17 protein-coding genes are annotated in these 14,052 nt (G+C 34.0%); 7 read left to right on the top strand and 10 right to left on the bottom strand.

Features of this window, described 5'->3' with window-relative positions; translation table 11 throughout:
- Positions 1-497: 497 nt before the first annotated feature.
- Positions 498-602, top strand: coding sequence for a YjcZ family sporulation protein (locus K5S59_RS20705; RefSeq protein ID WP_000505689.1), 105 nt, complete (start codon positions 498-500; stop codon positions 600-602).
- Between the two features lie 122 nt (positions 603-724).
- On the opposite strand, the gene K5S59_RS20710 is transcribed toward K5S59_RS20705, so the two are convergent.
- From K5S59_RS20710 to K5S59_RS20740, 7 genes are all read right to left on the bottom strand, one after another.
- Positions 725-1,096, bottom strand: coding sequence for an ATP synthase subunit I (locus tag K5S59_RS20710; protein WP_000618052.1), 372 nt, complete (start codon positions 1,094-1,096; stop codon positions 725-727).
- A gap of 22 nt (positions 1,097-1,118) precedes the next feature.
- Complete coding sequence (gene pssA / locus K5S59_RS20715) at positions 1,119-1,703, bottom strand: CDP-diacylglycerol--serine O-phosphatidyltransferase (protein WP_120449608.1); 585 nt, start codon at positions 1,701-1,703, stop codon at positions 1,119-1,121.
- Positions 1,696-2,154 carry a MarR family winged helix-turn-helix transcriptional regulator gene (locus K5S59_RS20720; RefSeq protein WP_000167608.1) on the bottom strand — a complete coding sequence of 153 codons (459 nt, stop codon included), beginning with the start codon at positions 2,152-2,154 and terminating at the stop codon, positions 1,696-1,698. Before K5S59_RS20720 ends, pssA begins: the two co-directional genes overlap by 8 nt.
- A gap of 156 nt (positions 2,155-2,310) precedes the next feature.
- Positions 2,311-3,750 carry a 6-phospho-beta-glucosidase gene (locus K5S59_RS20725; protein ID WP_120449606.1) on the bottom strand — a complete coding sequence of 480 codons (1,440 nt, stop codon included), beginning with the start codon at positions 3,748-3,750 and terminating at the stop codon, positions 2,311-2,313.
- 95 nt (positions 3,751-3,845) lie between these two features.
- Positions 3,846-5,738: a beta-glucoside-specific PTS transporter subunit IIABC gene (locus K5S59_RS20730; RefSeq protein ID WP_120449604.1), complete on the bottom strand. Its 1,893-nt coding sequence runs from the start codon at positions 5,736-5,738 to the stop codon at positions 3,846-3,848.
- Between the two features lie 147 nt (positions 5,739-5,885).
- Positions 5,886-6,734, bottom strand: coding sequence for a BglG family transcription antiterminator LicT (gene licT, locus K5S59_RS20735; RefSeq protein ID WP_120449602.1), 849 nt, complete (start codon positions 6,732-6,734; stop codon positions 5,886-5,888).
- Between the two features lie 245 nt (positions 6,735-6,979).
- Positions 6,980-7,336 carry a DUF4259 domain-containing protein gene (locus K5S59_RS20740; protein WP_000501496.1) on the bottom strand — a complete coding sequence of 119 codons (357 nt, stop codon included), beginning with the start codon at positions 7,334-7,336 and terminating at the stop codon, positions 6,980-6,982.
- Positions 7,337-7,716: 380 nt separating this feature from the next.
- Between K5S59_RS20740 and K5S59_RS20745 the strand changes: the two genes are divergently transcribed.
- Both K5S59_RS20745 and K5S59_RS20750 read left to right on the top strand, forming a co-directional pair.
- On the top strand, positions 7,717-7,983 hold the full coding sequence (locus K5S59_RS20745) for a YmzC family protein (RefSeq protein ID WP_120449600.1): 267 nt from the start codon (positions 7,717-7,719) through the stop codon (positions 7,981-7,983).
- A gap of 144 nt (positions 7,984-8,127) precedes the next feature.
- Positions 8,128-8,238 carry a YjcZ family sporulation protein gene (locus K5S59_RS20750; protein ID WP_000505686.1) on the top strand — a complete coding sequence of 37 codons (111 nt, stop codon included), beginning with the start codon at positions 8,128-8,130 and terminating at the stop codon, positions 8,236-8,238.
- Positions 8,239-9,030: 792 nt separating this feature from the next.
- Here K5S59_RS20750 and K5S59_RS20755 read toward each other — a convergent pair.
- Positions 9,031-9,858 carry a class I SAM-dependent methyltransferase gene (locus K5S59_RS20755; protein WP_120449598.1) on the bottom strand — a complete coding sequence of 276 codons (828 nt, stop codon included), beginning with the start codon at positions 9,856-9,858 and terminating at the stop codon, positions 9,031-9,033.
- 849 nt (positions 9,859-10,707) lie between these two features.
- Here K5S59_RS20755 and K5S59_RS20760 point away from each other — a divergent pair.
- The 3 genes from K5S59_RS20760 to K5S59_RS20770 are packed head-to-tail and all read left to right on the top strand — an operon-like array spanning position 10,708 to position 12,092.
- Complete coding sequence (locus tag K5S59_RS20760; RefSeq protein ID WP_000925810.1) at positions 10,708-11,583, top strand: WXG100 family type VII secretion target; 876 nt, start codon at positions 10,708-10,710, stop codon at positions 11,581-11,583.
- A 23-nt stretch (positions 11,584-11,606) separates the two neighbouring features.
- The gene (locus K5S59_RS20765) at positions 11,607-11,822 is read left to right on the top strand and encodes a hypothetical protein (protein WP_000007384.1); all 216 of its coding nucleotides are present in this window, start codon (positions 11,607-11,609) and stop codon (positions 11,820-11,822) included.
- A gap of 12 nt (positions 11,823-11,834) precedes the next feature.
- A complete protein-coding gene (locus K5S59_RS20770; RefSeq protein WP_000432147.1) occupies positions 11,835-12,092 on the top strand; it encodes a DUF4176 domain-containing protein in 258 nt (85 codons plus the stop codon).
- A 36-nt stretch (positions 12,093-12,128) separates the two neighbouring features.
- On the opposite strand, the gene K5S59_RS20775 is transcribed toward K5S59_RS20770, so the two are convergent.
- Together K5S59_RS20775 and K5S59_RS20780 are read right to left on the bottom strand one after the other, a co-directional pair.
- On the bottom strand, positions 12,129-12,911 hold the full coding sequence (locus tag K5S59_RS20775) for a hypothetical protein (protein WP_001034155.1): 783 nt from the start codon (positions 12,909-12,911) through the stop codon (positions 12,129-12,131).
- Between the two features lie 433 nt (positions 12,912-13,344).
- Positions 13,345-13,605: a hypothetical protein gene (locus tag K5S59_RS20780; protein ID WP_000013682.1), complete on the bottom strand. Its 261-nt coding sequence runs from the start codon at positions 13,603-13,605 to the stop codon at positions 13,345-13,347.
- A gap of 199 nt (positions 13,606-13,804) precedes the next feature.
- On the opposite strand from K5S59_RS20780, the gene K5S59_RS20785 reads away from it, so the two are divergent.
- On the top strand, positions 13,805-13,930 hold the full coding sequence (locus K5S59_RS20785; protein WP_000540377.1) for a YjcZ family sporulation protein: 126 nt from the start codon (positions 13,805-13,807) through the stop codon (positions 13,928-13,930).
- The last annotated feature ends 122 nt before the right edge of the window (positions 13,931-14,052 follow it).

Consider the following 14,052-nt stretch of genomic DNA (forward strand, 5'->3'; position numbering starts at 1 on the left):
TTACGACTAAAGGCTTTTTTGTATATAAAAATAATTCTAAAAGGAGCTAATTTTATGGAACATAATCAAAATGGAGTACTTGCTTTAATTGTTTTGTTTTTAGGATTAGTGTTTTTTGTTAGTGGAATGGTTTATCATATATGGGGTTCTTTTTAATCGTATGATTGTAATCACTCATAAATAGCCTCACGTATATCGTTCCTTTATTAATTTCAACGTTTAGACAGATACATAATTCCAAAACTAAAACGTGTATTGCAATTATCGATATGGAACATTTTCAAAAACAACTTAACATGGTAAAATAATATTCGGACGGGAGTCCAATATTATTAAAATTAAGATGGTTCAAGTCGGAGGAAGGCACCTTAGGGTGTCTTTTCTTTATTTTCAAAAGGACCTGCTCAATTATTGTGTAAAAAACATAAAGTAAGTTGAATCCATTAAAATACATGAGTGACCCCTTGTTTTCCCCTCTTATTAAAGGAGGAACTATTATGGGATTTGGTGGTAGTTGTAGTAGTGGTTGTGGCGGCGGCTTTGCTTTACTAGTTGTATTGTTTATTTTATTGATCATTGTTGGAGCTTCTTGCTTCTGCTAAAAAACTATCGGAAAAGACACTCTTATATGGGTGTCTTTTCTTTGTAATAAAAAGCTCTCTAGAAAAGAAAGTTTTGAGGCTTTTACATTCAAATCATCCAAATTAGTTATTTACACAGCACTTTATTTCTTCTCATCCCTCATACTGTAATAGCCCAAATTAATAATAATCAAGAAATACCCACCCATAATTCCAGCTGCAAATGTCCACATGTACTCACGGTGTTCAATTTCATACATAATAATCGCGCCGAGTATGGCCGCTGCAAATCGATTCATCATGCCGAGCATCGGTGCTTTTTCTTTTTTTACAATGCTGTTTCCGAACTTTTCGATACGCCTTCCTAAAATCCAGGCGCAGTACATACTCACTAAAAGGCCGATGCTTATCCCTACAAACTGGGCTCGAAAAGGTGTCACCAACCATCCTAGTAACATCACGCCTAGTAAACAATATATTTGTATGTTGAATGATCTTAATGCGATGCGAATCATGTTATGCTCCTTATCTTTCCTATTAATCCCATCTTTCGGACTTCAAGCTTTCCGATATATCCTTTTTAAAATGGGGGAATTTGATTTTGCTCACCATTAAATAAGCGAGTACGCATGTGCCAAATGCCACGGAAACTGGATTATTTAGGAGGCATAAAATGAGGAGACACATTGCCGCAAATGGAATGGGCATTCCGATGAATGTTGGGAGTTTGCTTTGTACTGTATTAAATCTCGCAAGCCGCAGCATTCCGCAAATACTATACGCAAGGGCACCTATCATCCCAATAAACTGCAAATCTTTTAAAGCGACACTATATGCAAGAATAGACGGTGCCACACCGAAGGTCACTAAATCCGCAAATGAGTCTAACTCTCCGCCTATTTCCGAAACAGCATCTAGTTTCCGAGCGACCATACCATCAAACAGATCAAATACCATACCTGTAATAATGAACATAACTGCACCATACATATCGTGAACGAAAACAGCGTGAATAGCCAACAGCCCACACACAAAATTTGCTATCGTAATCATATTTGGTATGTAACTCATCACACGCTTCTCCTCCTTTCTACTAATTGCTTCAACTTGCTTCTTACTCATTAGACTCAAGTTCCTTCTGTTTTTCTTCCAATATCACTTTATTTATTTTCGTTAACGTATCAGTCATTTGCTGCAAAGCTCCGATATCAATTTTCGAGAAATATTTCTCAATCAATACATCATCTAACTCAGACAATCTTTCGATATATTTACTACCATTTGGACCGATCGTAAGGAAATACTCCCTTTTATTATTCGGATTAACTTGTTTTGAAATCATCTGTTGCTTTTCCAATTTCGATAAAACTTGGCTCACCGCACTTTTCGTTATATTAAAAGTACTCGCAATGTTATTCGCTGTCGTGTTTTCATTTAAATTAATATGAAATAACATGCTCTCTTGCTGCCCAGTAAGACCAAACTCATCCTTTAAATCTTGAAATAGTAAAATGTAAAGTTCCGTGTAGGCTCGATTCATTTCATTAATTACTTCTTTATATGATTTAGTCATAGCGTTCTTCCTCCATGCTGTTATTTCGTTTTTAATAGTTTAGTTCACTTAACTAAACTATATTATACCTTTATGTTTGTGTAAAGGGAAATATCGCTCCGTATTTTATTCACAATGAAAAAAGAAGACATCGATTAAGATGTCTCCTTTTCATACTTAAGACTCCAAACTCTTACCATTCGTCTTAATTACTTCTTTATACCAATCGAAGCTTTTCTTCTTCGATCTTTTTAATGAACCTTTTCCTTCATTATCTTTATCAACGTATATATATCCGTAACGTTTTTTCATTTCTCCAGTCGAAGCACTTACAAGGTCAATTGGGCCCCAGCTTGTATATCCGATAATATCTACTCCATCTTGGATTGCTTCTGACATTTCAATCATATGCTTCTCTAGGTAATCAATACGGTATTCATCATTCACTTCGTCTTCACCATTTAATTGATCGATTGCACCGAGACCATTTTCAACAACAAATAACGGTTTTTGGTAACGATCGTAAAGTTGGTTCGCTGTAATACGGAAGCCTTTCGGATCAATCGTCCATCCCCACTCTGATTTTTCAAGATATGGATTTTCAACAGAACCGAATACATTCCCGCTCGTTATACTTTTTAATACTTCTGGATCTGTACTTGTTGCTCGGCTTGCATAGTAGCTAAAGCCAATATAATCAACTGTATGCTCTTTTAAAATTTCCTCGTCTTCTTTTTCCATCTCAATTGTTACATTATTATCTTTAAAGAAACGTTTTGCGTATCCAGGATATGCTCCTCTTGCTTGTACATCAATGAAGAAGAATGATTCACGGTCTTGTTCCATCGCACGAAGTACATCATCTGGATTACATGTGTACGGATACGTCGCACCTGCCGCAAGCATACAACCGATTTTTGCATCTGGAATGATTTCATGACACGCTTTTACAGCTAACGCACTTGCGACAAGTTGATGATGCGCCGCTTGATACTGAATTTGTTTTTTATTATCACCTTCTTTAAATGCTAGACCTGCTCCCATGAAAGGTAAATGTAAAAGCATATTAATTTCATTAAACGTCATCCAATATTTCACTTTATCTTTATATCTATTAAAAATCGTTTTTGCGTACGTCTCGAAGAAGTTTACAAGCTTTCTACTTCTCCAGCTTCCATACTTTTCTACTAAATGAACAGGTACATCGAAGTGAGCCATCGTAACAACTGGTTCAATACCGTGCTTTAACAGTTCATCAAACAAATTATCATAAAACTGTAATCCTGCTTCATTTGGCTTTTCATCTTCACCACTTGGGAAAATACGCGTCCACGCAATAGACACACGTAACGCTTTAAATCCCATTTCTGCAAATAGAGCAATATCTTCTTTATAACGATGATAAAAATCAATTGCTTCATGTGATGGATAAAACTCTCCTTCTACCGGTGTAAAGGAATGAATATTTCCTTTCATAATATCCCAGCGGTTTTCACCAGTTGGTAATAAATCAACCGTCGTTAATCCTTTTCCGTCTTCTACATATGCGCCTTCAACTTGATTGGCTGCAGTCGCTCCACCCCATAAAAACCCTTTTGGAAAATTAACTTTAGACATATAGAAAAACTCCTTTATATAAGAATGAACGAGGAAAGCTATTATAAGTTTTAAAGAATACCTTTCTTCGTTTGAACCTGTATGAAATGTAACTACTATTTAACTCCTAACGTTAGTAAGGAATCTCCTGCTTGAATCTTTTCTATTTCCGTTTTTTTGATGCTATATTTATCATAATTTGTAACAACAACTGGTGTTGTCACAATATAACCCGCCTTTTGGATTTCAGCTATATGAAACTCAATAAGTAATTGTCCTTTTTCTACTCTTGCTCCTTGTTCAATATGAGAAGAGAAAAATTCGCCGTTTAATTTCACAGTATCCATTCCAATATGGATTAAAATTTCAGCACCTGAATCCGCCGTAATTCCTACCGCATGATTCGTCGGGAACAGCGCAGAAATCGTACCTGAAACTGGTGAAAACAACTTTCCTTCTGAAGGCTCAATCGCAACTCCTTCACCTAGCGCACCTGATGCAAATGCAGCATCGTCAATGTTTTGAAGCGGCATAACGACGCCATGGAAAGGACTAAAGATTACTTCATCATCGTTTGATGCAGCGATTTTATCAATTGTTTCAGTTGTTTCTGTAGATGTTTGTTTTTTCGTAAAACCAAATAAGTAAGTTAGAATAAAACCTACTATTAAAGAAACAACCATCGAAATAATTGCTCCCCAAAATCCAGCTGTAATCCCATCTTTCGGACTAATAAATGTCGGAAGCGTAAATATACCAAGGCCACCTGTCATATAAGCTTGTGTACCAAATACGCCAAGTATTGCGCCGCCAATTCCTCCAGCAATACAGCTCATAATAAACGGCTTTTTAAGAGGAAGTGTAATGCCATAAATCGCCGGCTCTGTAACGCCGAAAATACCTGAAATAAAAGCTGGAATGCTAAGTGTTTTTAATTTCTTATCTTTCGTTTTCATCCAAACGCCAAGCACAGCACCAATTTGAGCAAATGAGGCAGCAAATATAAGTGCTAATATTGGATCAACACCGTTTACTGCTAAATTGTTATAGCCAATCGGAACGACGCCCCAATGAAGGCCAAATATGACAAGTACTTGCCAGAAAGCACCGAGTAAAGCACCCGCTACTAATGGGCTTGCATGATAAACCCAAAGCGTTGCCTGTCCTAAAAACTGCCCTGCCCACGTCGCAATTGGGCCAATAACGAGAAATGTAACTGGTACAACGATTAATAATGTGAAGAATGGTAATAAAAATGTTTTCACAACATCCGGAATCACTTTCTTTAAAGACTGTTCTACTTTTGCTCCAAAATAAGCAGCAAGAATAATTGGAATAACAGATGATGCATAGTTCATTAAAATAACTGGTATGCCTAAAAACGTAATATGAATTGGTGATTCAAACATCGTCCCTGCAAATAACGTATATAATGGCTCACTTGCTTTTAAACCTAATAAAGCCGGATAAACTAAAGCTCCCCCAATTGCCATACCGATGAATGGTGATCCTCCGAATTTCTTACTTGCTGTATATCCAAGGAAAATCGGGAAGAAATAAAATAATGAATCGCCAACTGCATTTAATATTTGATACGTTCCTGACTGTGTACTTAACCAGCCTAACGCTACAAATAGAGCATTAAATCCCTTAATCATCCCTGTTGCAGCTAGCACCCCTAAAATAGGAGTAAAAATGCTAGAAAGAATATCTATAAGACTACTCTTTTTCTTCTCACTCGTATTTTCTTCCTCAGCTTCCTGAAATCCTCCAGCAGCAATAACCGCTTTATACACGTCGGATACATGGTTACCAATTACAACTTGATATTGTCCGCCGCTTTTCATAACAGTCACAACATCTTCCATACTTTTCAGTACTTCTGTATTTGCTTTCTCCTCATCTTTTAACTGAAATCGTAAACGAGTGATACAATGTACAACGCTATGTATATTTTCTCTTCCGCCAACATTCTTCAGTATGTCTTTTGCCAATTTTTCATACTTCATAGTAATTTCCCCTCCCTACAATCATCCCATTTATTATTTTTTATAAAAGAAAAAACCTAAACTAACCATAACGGCGTGATACATACGAATCACTCCATTACAAGTCAATTTAGGTTTTGCCTGCCAAACAGTAACAATCCCGTTTATTCAATTACATAATTCATTGCGTTTCGTTACACGATGAATGTGCAACGTCAAGTACACCTTTTCATCTTTTGAAAGATGACTATTATGTGCTTTTCGCAAGTATGCTTCGATTTTTTCTGTACAACAATACGCCTCTTCATACTTACTTTTCACTTGCTCGTATAAAAAATCATCCTCAGCCGAGTTCAATTCCTTCTGCATTAAACGCTGTGCAAAATATCGTAAATGCGTTACAAACCGGCTATAATTAAATGAACTTTCATCTAAGTTCATCTTATAGTGGTACTTTACAACATTTAAAATATCTTGGACGATTTTCGTCATCGCTACCGTTTGTTGCATCGCCGGCTCTCCTTGCTGCGCATTCACGAAATGCAAGGCAATTGAACCTGCTTCATCTTCAGAAAGTCTAAGCCCAGTCTCTTCTTCAATTATGTTCAAAGCTTGTAGACCAATTTCAAACTCTTTCTGATAGAACCTCTTAATCTCCCAAAGCAAAGTATTTTTAAGATCCATTCCTTCTTTATGCCGAGTTAAGGCGAAACTTAAGTGATCCGTTAATGTAAGATAAATATAATCACTTAAAGTCCCCGGCAAAGCTGTCTTAGCAAACTGAATAATTCTCTCTGTAATCTCTAAATTTTCTACAGGAATTTCAGTTAGCAACCTAGCAAGTTTCTCTGATAATTCTCTTGTTTCTAGCACAAAGGTCTTTTCTACCTTAGATTCATCAATCGTATCGCCGACTTTTTTCTGAAATCCCAAACCTCTGCCCATCAGTACAACTTCTGTCTCATTATCCTTCATCGTACAAACAACATTGTTATTTAAGATTTTATGGATTCTCATATTGTTCCGCCTTCTTCTTCTTAAAGTCACAAAAGGTATAAAAAAAACCTAAACTGATTCCAAAAGCCACACTACACCCGTAGCCTCTAGATCAATTTAGGTTTTGCCTGCCGAACAGTAACAATCCTTTTACTTATTAACTTACCTTTATTATACACAAAGAGTAAGCGGTTGCAATGATAAATTATTGAATATTTTTTTACAAAGAACAATACTTTTAAAAAGCATTGTTCTTTGTAAGTATACTAACAGTTTATCAACTGTTGCTTACATTCATCTAAAACTCTCTTTCTCTCTTCATAATCTTCCGTATCGGCTTCTTCCCAAAGCTCAAGGTCAGCCCCTCGTTCAATTAATGCAATCGCATTACTGCGAACTTCTTCTTGAAGACAGCCTTTCTCCAATTGTATTGCCGCAAGACCAATATATACTAAAGACATTACTTCTAAATCTTCCTCTATATCAAACTCATCTACATACTCTTCTAAAATGAGCTTAGTTGCTTCTTCTACACTGCTACCTTCTTCTATATATTCAATAAACTGCTCTTTCACATCACAAGTCGTGTCATCATCAAATAATCCAGTTCCCCAAGCGCCCATATGCTACAGCTCCTTCTTTGTACTTTTTTCATTTCTATTTCAATCTTAAATATAGTAAAAATTCATTACAAGACTAGTTATATACATCATTTTATTTTACAATTACTGTAGGTAACATATATTTTTCACTACGTGTATCATTCCGAATAATCAAACATAATTATTAATAAAATTCCATATAGACCCAGTAATGGTTAAAATGTTATAATGAAATTACCCTACATAGTTACTCATATTTAGCATGAGGAACTAGCGTCTTATTAAGCAATGCGCATAACTCAAATAAAAAAGACACTTTGAAGTGTCTTTTTTATTTATATTCTCATAGGAAGCATCTCTTTTATACACAAAATCTATCAGATGAAAAAGGAGACTATCATATGGAGCATCCTGTAGCAAGAGAACTTAGGTTCATACGTGTCTGCCTTATTATCTTGATCATTGTCATTGCATTTTGGGATCGTGAGAAAACTGTGGATATCACTGATTATGGTAGTGATCCTAGCTTAAACATTAGCAATATGACCCAAGTTGGCGATAATACATTTGCTTATAAAGACGAATCGAATCAAATTAAAATATTTAAGTTTGACCCGGATACAAATGAAATAAAACTAATAAAAGAATTTTACGCTAGCGAATATTAATTATATAAAGGCACCTTAAGGTGTCTTTTTTTTATTTTCAAAAGGACCTGCTCATGTTTATACTTCAAAACATAAAGTAAATGGAATCCGTTAAAAAACACGAGTGACCCTTTGTTTTCCCCTCTTATTAAAGGAGGAACTATTATGGGATTTGGTGGTAGTTGCGGCGGAAGCTGCGGTTTTTCTGGAGGATTTGCACTATTAGTTGTGTTATTCATTTTATTAATCATCGTTGGAGCTTCTTGCTTCTGCTAAACAAACTATTGGAAGAGACACTCTTATGTGGGTGTCTTTTCTTTGTAAACTAAAAAGTATGAGAATCCGATCCTTTAGACATAATTACGACTAAAGGCTTTTTTTGTATGTGAATAAATGAAAAAGGAGCTAATTGTATGGAACATAATAAAAATGGAATGCTTGCTTTAATCGTTCTGTTTATAGGACTAGCATTTTTTGTTTTCGGTATGGTTTATCATTTATGGGGAACAGTTTAAAAATAAATATTAATCCATTTAGAAGAAATCTAGATGCAACATCCATATCTTCATCTCATTAAGCACCGATAATCTTTTTCCTAGTTATGTAACCCCTCCTTGAGCTTGAGGGGTTTCTGCCTTCACACCATAAAAAAAAGCCCCATCACTGAGGCACTCAAAAAATAATATAAGTAAATGAATTAAAACAAATAACAGACAACTAAAATATATACGATTTAAATTATATATTCTATATATATGTAATATTACATAAAGATATTTACTATTACATGTTATACTAAAATAGGAGTCGATAGTCGTTATTTTCTTCTTAGTTTTAAAGCAATATGGATATATACCTTCTTATCGCATTTGGATTGTACAAACAAAAGAAGACATCTTAATTGATGTCTTCTTTTCTTATATTTTTATGAGTTCCTTTGAGCAGATGCTCTCCAAGCACGAAAAGATGTTGGGCGTCTAGAATAAGCTGTCGTTCGTTGAAAAGAAAAAATATTGCTTTTTGAAAAAAGTGATAACATATATTTCTTTCTCTTTTTTCAATTTAACCTTATTTTTCTAACAATAAGGCTATAGTTTGACTTCCTCCGTTGCCAGTTTCACCGGAAACATCATCGTAAATTTCTTTTACAGTAAACCCTACAGCAGTTACCTCTTTGATGAATAATTCTTTTGTGAAGAATTGATACCAAATGTTGTAAGTTTCTATTTTTTCATCGGTTACCACTGTTGTTTGTTCTAATGTTACTCTATCAGGATATTTGAGATTTCTCCCGATAGCTAAATAGCAATCCTTTGACCAGAAACCACCATTTTCATTCATACTCCAATATTGTTCTTCCTTGAACTGATCAAATTTATTTTGAGAGAAAACATCCAATAACAACTTTCCACCATCCTTCAGACTGTTCCAAATGTTGAAAAGTAATTTACTACGATTTTCAGGCGCAAGTGCACCATAATCACAATATATCAATAGGGCCAAGTCATACATATTTGAATCATTTAATTCCAAATAATTTTCATAGCGATATTCAATATTATAATCTAACTTTTTCACTTGTTCTTTAGCATAACGAATTGAGTTTTCAGAGAAGTCTATCCCTGTTACTGTATAACCTTTTCTAGCTAATCGCTCACTATAAAGGCCTGGTCCACAACCTAAGTCTAGTACTTTTTGATAAGATTTTTTGGGAGCTATTTGTTGGATAAAATCAATAGATTTATCAATAAACTGAAAACTCCTACTAGCTCCTTCAGTATCAGAGCTTAAATGAACTTCTAATAATTTTTTAGCAATATAAGGATCTTGCCAAAAAACATTATCAGTTTGTTCGAATCGTGAAGGTACCTGCAATTGATTTAATAAATTATTCATAAAAACTTCCTCCTAAAAATTTTTAAACACAAAAAAACCGCAGAGTTTTACTCTGCGGTTAAAAAAGAGAACAAGTCCGTAGAGTAAAAAAATCAAATGGGCATACCGAATAAACACATAAAAATGCGTATTTCAGTTTGCTTCAAATTGATTTATTTACTCTTTTCCAGTCATAACAAAGTTCACGAAAATCAAACTTCTGCTATGCCGAACTTCTTCACCTATCCTTTTAGTGTTTGTATAAATATAACAGACTATAAAATACGAGGTCAACTACTAGTTTAACCCATTATTCAAGGATATGGCCCGATTGTTGAATGGAATGACTTGCATTTTTAAACAACTTTTTACATGGAGAGTTTTTTATGAATAGAAACATATTAAATCAAGAATGAAGAATGAAAAATGTATATTCAATTCTATAAAAATAGTGCGCTACTCCAATTGGTCTTGTTTCAAAAACAGATGCTACCAGTTCATCGTCTATACTAAATTATCATTTGTAACGGAGAAGCAAAATAAAACTGAGCATGTGAATTGAATTTCTCTGTGATGTTCAGTTTAAAAAATATGTTAGACTGAACAACGGTAGTTTCATTAGATTTTCCTCTTGTTACATTCTTAATGTAACAAGATAAAGATGTATATTAGTGAATAATTTTGATCTTGTAACAAAATTTAATCTCAGTCGGAAGTTCAACTGCTAATTTTGCTGGTTACAAAGCAGACGATTGATAGACGAAACTAGCTTAATTGAATCCTTATTTTATTCAAAAATCAATATCATAACAATATATAGATTCTGAAAATTGATTATGTTATTATTTTTCTATTAAGGGAGGATTAAACATGTTACTAAATGAAATTAAAGTTCCGCCTGAAGAACTTGAAAGAATTTCAAAAAATTTTCACCATGCAGGCATAGAGGCAAAAATGAAACATGAGAATCTTAAAAAAGATATTGATATGCTATATAACAGTTGGTATGGATTATCATCGCAAAACTTTTTTATAGCTTTCAACCTTTCAAGAGGCATACTTGATACATACGTAGACAAGCTAGAATATATTGAAAAAAAGCTTGCGCAAATTGCCGAAAAATTTAGGAATACAGATGAAAGTTATATATTTGAAGAGAGTTCTAATCTATTAAAAACTAGTAAAGATTATATAGAAAGTGGATTGTATGGGGATACCTTAACATATGAAGTAACTGGAGAAATCCCCAAAAATTTTGACTCAATACCCTCTAAACTCCTAGCAGGAGAGCAAATTGGTGGTGAAGCCAAAGGAGCTGTAGTAGATTCTGGATATAAGTTTTCGGATGAAAGTACACTTCATGAAAAATTGGTAAGTGGCGAAGCAAAATTAGCTGTGGAACAGGGAAAATTTGAAGCTTCTGCCGATGCATCCCTCATTGATTTTTCATATGATAGCGAGCAAGGGCGTGTAAGTACAGAATTTTTACATGGTGAAGCTAAAGCAGAAATTGGTGCTGGTGGAGGAGAAATAGCAGCAAAAATAGATGGAGCTAAAGTAGAAGGTGAATTTAAAATACCTATATGGGGAAACTGGGAAATCACTGTTGGTGGTGATGCCTCTTACGGTAGTTTAGGTATCGCAGCTGGAGGAAAAGTAAGCAATTCCGGCGGAGAAGCACACGGAAGCCTAGGGGTAGGTCCTTTTGGACTAGGATTTAAGTTAGGCGTAAATAAACACAATTAATGTAAAAAAGGGGTACTTTCACGATGTCATTTGAGACTATAAAAAAAATTTTTATCGGTTTTGGAACATTAATTTGTATAATCAATATCATTTCTATTTCATTTTTATCTAATTTAGATATTGGTTCAAAAATTAAAAATATAGCTTTTATATTAATTTTATTCCTTATCATTTGGTTTATTCTTTATAAAGTAATTGCATTTATTTATAAAAAATATGAAATTCGTAAAAAATACTAAGGGAGATATGTCATGGAGAATACAAAAGAATTCCTTCCAATTGGAACTGTTATTACAATTTATGGACTAGAACAAAAGGTTATGATTTATGGAAGAAAACAACAACAATCTAACGAAAAAAAAATTTGGGATTATGTTGGTTGCCTTTACCCTTATGGTAACCTTTCAAAAGATTACAATGTTTTTTTTGATCATATACAAATTGAAGAAATTTTATTTACTGGATATGAGAATGAAGAAGAACTTTCCTTACGAAAAGAACTCATATAAATGTTTAAAGAGGATGCACCGATAGATGCATCCTCTTTAATTTATCTTCCGTCCGAAAAATGTAAAAACAAAAATATCTTTTGTCCATTTTCCTTTCCCATACATATAAAATACAAATCCACTAATACTAGTTAGTATAAGAAGCACAACGAAATATATCCAATTTTTATTATTACCATTCTTTAAGCTATCTATAATTTGCTCCTTAGTATTTCCCATATAAACACATTTTCCGTATCTACTAGGTAACTCTTTTATTACCTTTCCCTCTACTAATCCAAGTACAACTACATTTTCTTTATTTTCTACTGCTCTAAATGAATAAAAGCGTTTTCTTCCATCTGCTAACTTTGTAGTATTCGCCTGAATATCATTTATTCTTGTTGAAATGACATTCTGACTATTTAATTCCATAAATGGCGTTTCAAGAGACACATTTTCTTTATTTATTAATTTTAATTCTTTATTTCCAATATGTATTGGTTCATTATAAAAAGCTGTTACTTGGCCGTTACTCCATAACGAGCGATTGGGTGCAGAAGTCTGTGTATAATATGTCGTTTTTTTCTTTTGAATTCGATTCACTACCGCATACCCATCAGCAAGTAGCGTTTCATCCCCTGTTACATGTTCAGAATATACCTTTCCTTTTACAAAGTATATACCATTTTCAACCTCTTTATCGCTTGAAATCATCTGTACATCACCGAGTTCATTCCAGACTAAAAAACTATTTAAACTCTTATACCCATAAAAAGCAAATACCATTAATAAAATTGTAAACAATGCCCCTATTTTAATTGTTGCCTTTTTATTCACTGGTTGTTATACCCCCATATGCTACGAATACTTTTATCTTAATTATAATTAGAGATATTATTGATGTACATATATTAATCTTTTTTCCCTAAGCTAACTTTGTTACCTACTATTTAAGTAAACGTCAAGTAACGCTGAATCTACAAGCTTATTTATATTTTCCTCTTCCATTTCAGCCAATAATAAAGCCGGTGAAGCGATAAGTTCTGTTTCCGCACCAGACACCTAAAATATATACAACATAAAATCATATAATTCATATATATGCAACATTACATAAAAATATTTAGTATTACATGCTATACTAAAAAAGGAGTCGACAATCGTTATTTTCTTCTTATTTTAAAGCAATATGGATATATACCTTCTTATCGCATTTGGATTGTACAAGCAAAAGAAGACATCGTAATCGATGTCTTCTTTTCTTATACTTTTATGAATTTTTTTGAGTAGATGCTCTCCAAGCACGAAAAGATGTTGGGCGTCCAGAATGAGCTCTTTGCTTTGCAGCAGCTGATTTTTCTTCAATATTCATTGGTTTTTCTTCAATAGTCGCTGGTTTTTCTTCCACAATCACTGATTTTTCTTCAAGAATAGTCACAGCTGTTTGCATTTTTTCCAGCTGTTCTTTTAAAGCTTGCTGTTCAATCTTTAAATCTGTAAGTAATCGTAAAATCATTTCAGAATTGGCCATAAAGATCCTCCTTCCCCCAATACACAGAATAAAATACAATATGTCATCAGCATAATACCCGTGACAAAAATAAGGTCGTCAATTCTTATAAAATCTAAGCATCTTTTATTTTTCAAAAGGACCTGCTCAAGTTTATCCGTAGAGACATAAAGTACATTAAATCCATTAATTAATGGTCTTTAGGGAAGGAGGAGTTAATATGGGATATGGCGGTAGTTGTGGTGGAGGCTGCGGTTTCGGCGGCGGATTTGCTTTACTTGTTGTACTCTTTATCTTATTAATCATCGTTGGCGCTAGCTGTTGGGGCGGCGGATTCGGCTGCTAATAAGAGGCACTCTTGAGAGTGTCTTTTTTTTGTGTTTTTTGATGTACAACCCCTTCGCATTGGTAGTTTATCAAAGTTAATAGTTAGAAAATGGTATCCTCGAAATTCGCACATTTTAACAT

The organism is Bacillus sp. BML-BC051, assembly GCF_019656175.1.
GTDB lineage: Bacteria > Bacillota > Bacilli > Bacillales > Bacillaceae_G > Bacillus_A > Bacillus_A mobilis.

Bases quoted from the DNA above. Each gene is read 5' to 3' on its own strand.
- licT (WP_120449602.1), bottom strand. From the start codon at position 6,734: ATGAGAATCCATAAAATCTTAAATAACAATGTTGTTTGTACGATGAAG.
- K5S59_RS20785 (WP_000540377.1), top strand. From the start codon at position 13,805: ATGGGATATGGCGGTAGTTGTGGTGGAGGCTGCGGTTTCGGCGGCGGA.
- K5S59_RS20730 (WP_120449604.1), bottom strand. From the start codon at position 5,738: ATGAAGTATGAAAAATTGGCAAAAGACATACTGAAGAATGTTGGCGGA.
- K5S59_RS20770 (WP_000432147.1), top strand. From the start codon at position 11,835: ATGGAGAATACAAAAGAATTCCTTCCAATTGGAACTGTTATTACAATT.
- pssA (WP_120449608.1), bottom strand. From the start codon at position 1,703: ATGAGTAAGAAGCAAGTTGAAGCAATTAGTAGAAAGGAGGAGAAGCGT.
- K5S59_RS20705 (WP_000505689.1), top strand. From the start codon at position 498: ATGGGATTTGGTGGTAGTTGTAGTAGTGGTTGTGGCGGCGGCTTTGCT.
- K5S59_RS20725 (WP_120449606.1), bottom strand. From the start codon at position 3,750: ATGTCTAAAGTTAATTTTCCAAAAGGGTTTTTATGGGGTGGAGCGACT.
- K5S59_RS20750 (WP_000505686.1), top strand. From the start codon at position 8,128: ATGGGATTTGGTGGTAGTTGCGGCGGAAGCTGCGGTTTTTCTGGAGGA.
- K5S59_RS20710 (WP_000618052.1), bottom strand. From the start codon at position 1,096: ATGATTCGCATCGCATTAAGATCATTCAACATACAAATATATTGTTTA.
- K5S59_RS20765 (WP_000007384.1), top strand. From the start codon at position 11,607: ATGTCATTTGAGACTATAAAAAAAATTTTTATCGGTTTTGGAACATTA.
- K5S59_RS20780 (WP_000013682.1), bottom strand. From the start codon at position 13,605: ATGGCCAATTCTGAAATGATTTTACGATTACTTACAGATTTAAAGATT.
- K5S59_RS20745 (WP_120449600.1), top strand. From the start codon at position 7,717: ATGGAGCATCCTGTAGCAAGAGAACTTAGGTTCATACGTGTCTGCCTT.
- K5S59_RS20720 (WP_000167608.1), bottom strand. From the start codon at position 2,154: ATGACTAAATCATATAAAGAAGTAATTAATGAAATGAATCGAGCCTAC.
- K5S59_RS20760 (WP_000925810.1), top strand. From the start codon at position 10,708: ATGTTACTAAATGAAATTAAAGTTCCGCCTGAAGAACTTGAAAGAATT.
- K5S59_RS20740 (WP_000501496.1), bottom strand. From the start codon at position 7,336: ATGGGCGCTTGGGGAACTGGATTATTTGATGATGACACGACTTGTGAT.
- K5S59_RS20755 (WP_120449598.1), bottom strand. From the start codon at position 9,858: ATGAATAATTTATTAAATCAATTGCAGGTACCTTCACGATTCGAACAA.